Source organism: Streptomyces sp. 13-12-16, from assembly GCF_002114215.1.
Classification (GTDB): domain Bacteria; phylum Actinomycetota; class Actinomycetes; order Streptomycetales; family Streptomycetaceae; genus Streptomyces.
The window spans coordinates 1-2,117 of the sequence record NZ_NCTE01001034.1; the positions used below are offsets into that span (position 1 = coordinate 1).

General features: G+C 74.9%; 3 protein-coding genes. 2 read left to right on the plus strand and 1 reads right to left on the minus strand.

Going from position 1 to position 2,117, the window contains the following annotated elements; all coding sequences use genetic code 11:
* A partial coding sequence (locus B7767_RS34705; protein ID WP_218775839.1) for a LuxR family transcriptional regulator occupies positions 1-1,197 on the plus strand: 1,197 nt, incomplete at its 5' end.
* A 105-nt stretch (positions 1,198-1,302) separates the two neighbouring features.
* On the plus strand, positions 1,303-1,710 hold the full coding sequence (locus B7767_RS34710) for an OsmC family protein (protein ID WP_085575565.1): 408 nt from the start codon (positions 1,303-1,305) through the stop codon (positions 1,708-1,710).
* Positions 1,711-1,717: 7 nt separating this feature from the next.
* On the opposite strand, the gene B7767_RS34715 is transcribed toward B7767_RS34710, so the two are convergent.
* A partial coding sequence (locus B7767_RS34715; protein ID WP_218775840.1) for a LuxR C-terminal-related transcriptional regulator occupies positions 1,718-2,117 on the minus strand: 400 nt, incomplete at its 5' end.

Here is a 2,117-nt window from a genome sequence, read left to right on the forward strand (position 1 = left end):
GCGTCGGAGCCGGTCACGGGGCCGCCGCGCACCGCCGATCTGCTGCTGGACGCCCTGGCCACCAGGTTCACCGCCGGGTACGGCGACGCGGTGCCCGCCGGGCGCGAGGCGGTGCGCGCGTTCCGCCGGGAGACCGATCCGGAGCAGGTGCTGCGCTGGTCGTGGCCGGCCTCGACGCTGGCGGCCGAGTTGTGGGACGACGAGGCGTGGACGGAGCTGGTGGACCGCCACGTGCGGACGGCCCGCGCCGTCGGCGCGCTGACCGAGCTGCCGCTCGCGCTCGACTCACGGGTCGTCGTCCACTCGTGCGACGGTGACCTGGACGCGGCGGCGCTGCTGATCGCGGAGACGGCCCGGGTCCAGGAAGCGGCGGGCGGCGGCTTCGCGCCGTACGGCGCGATGACGCTCGCCGCCTGGCGGGGACACGCGCGCGAAGCCCTGCCACTGATCGAGACCGGCATCGGGGACGCCGTGAACCGGAGTGAGGGCATCGGCGTGTCCGTCGCGTACCGGGCCGAGGCCGTGCTCCACAACGGCCTGGGCCGGTACGAGGAGGCCTTCGACGCGGCCCGGCAGGCCTGTGCGCATCCGCACGACCTGGTCACGGCCAACCTGGGACTGGCCGAACTCGTGGAGGCCGCGGTGCGCAGCGGCCGCCATGACGCGGCAAAGGAGGCGCTGGACCGGCTGACCCGGACCACCGACGCCGCCGCGACGGACTGGGCGTTGGGCGTTCAGGCACGCTCCCGGGCGCTGCTCGGCCAGGGGGACGCGGCCGAGCGGCTGTACCGGGAGGCGATCGAACGGCTCGGACGCACCCGGATCGCGGCCGAGCTGGCCCGGGCGCACCTGCTGTACGGGGAGTGGCTGCGCCGGGAGGGCCGTCGCGTCGACGCCCGGGAGCAGTTGCGTGAGGCGCACACGCTGTTCACACGGTTCGGCGCGAGCGCGTTCGCCGAGCGCGTGGTGCGCGAGTTGCGGGCCACCGGTGAGACCGTGGCCCGGCACGGCGCCGACGCCGCGGCGACGCTCACCGCCCAGGAGACGCAGATCGCGCAGCTGGCCAGGGACGGGCTCACCAACTCCGAGATCGGCGCCCAGTTGTTCATCAGCCCGCACACCGTGGAATGGCACCTGCGGAAGGTGTACGTCAAGCTCGGCATCACCTCGCGAAGGCTCCTGCGCACGGTGCTGTGAGCGGCGTTGTCACAGCTGCGGACACCGCCCGGTCTGTGGGGAGGGGGACGGGTTCCCCGGCGGTCCCCGCCGCCCCGTCCTCGCCCCGCGCCGAGAGGGAGACCCATGACCACGCGTATCGTGTCCGTCACCGAAGGCCGACGGCTCACCCGTGCCGTCACGATCGGCACCCACACCCTGACGGCCGACGAGCCCGAACCGCTCGGCGCCGACACGGGCCCCACCCCGGGAGAGCTGCTGCTGGCCGCGCTGGGGTCGTGCACGTCCATGGCCGTGCGGGCGCTGGCCGACCGGCGCGGCTGGCGGCTGGACCGCGTCGACGTGGCCGTACGGTTCGGGACGGAGGGGCGCGTCGTCAAGAGCATCGGGCTGGCCGGTGACCTGGAGCCGGATCAGCGCAGGCAGTTGCTGGCGGCCGCCGGGCGGTGCCCCGTCCACCGCATGCTGGGCGGCGGGGTCCCGGTCGTCACCGTTCCCGCGCCGCCGGCGGAACCGGAGGAGTCCGTCGCCTGACGGGTGGTCAGGACGTGAGCGCGACGGTGCCGATCTCCTTGCGGGAGGAGACACCGAGCTTCGCGAACACCTTGCGCAGGTGCCATTCGACCGTGTGGGGGCTGAGGAACAGCCGGGCGGCGATCTCCGGGTTGGTGAGGCCCGCCTGCGCGAGCCGCGCGATCTCGGCCTCCTTCGCGGTGAGGGCCGCCGGGGCCGCCGAGGCACGCTTGCGTACGGTCGCCCCGGTGGCCTGCAACTCCCGTCGCGCCCGCTCGGCGAACGCCTCGGCCCCGGCTTCGCCGAGCATCTCGTACGCCTCGTTCAGGTGGACACGGGCGTCGTCCCGTCGTCGTCCGAGGCGGAGCCACTCGCCGTAGCGGAGCCGGGCGCGGGCGCCGTCCATGCGGGTCCCCGCCGCGTCCAGG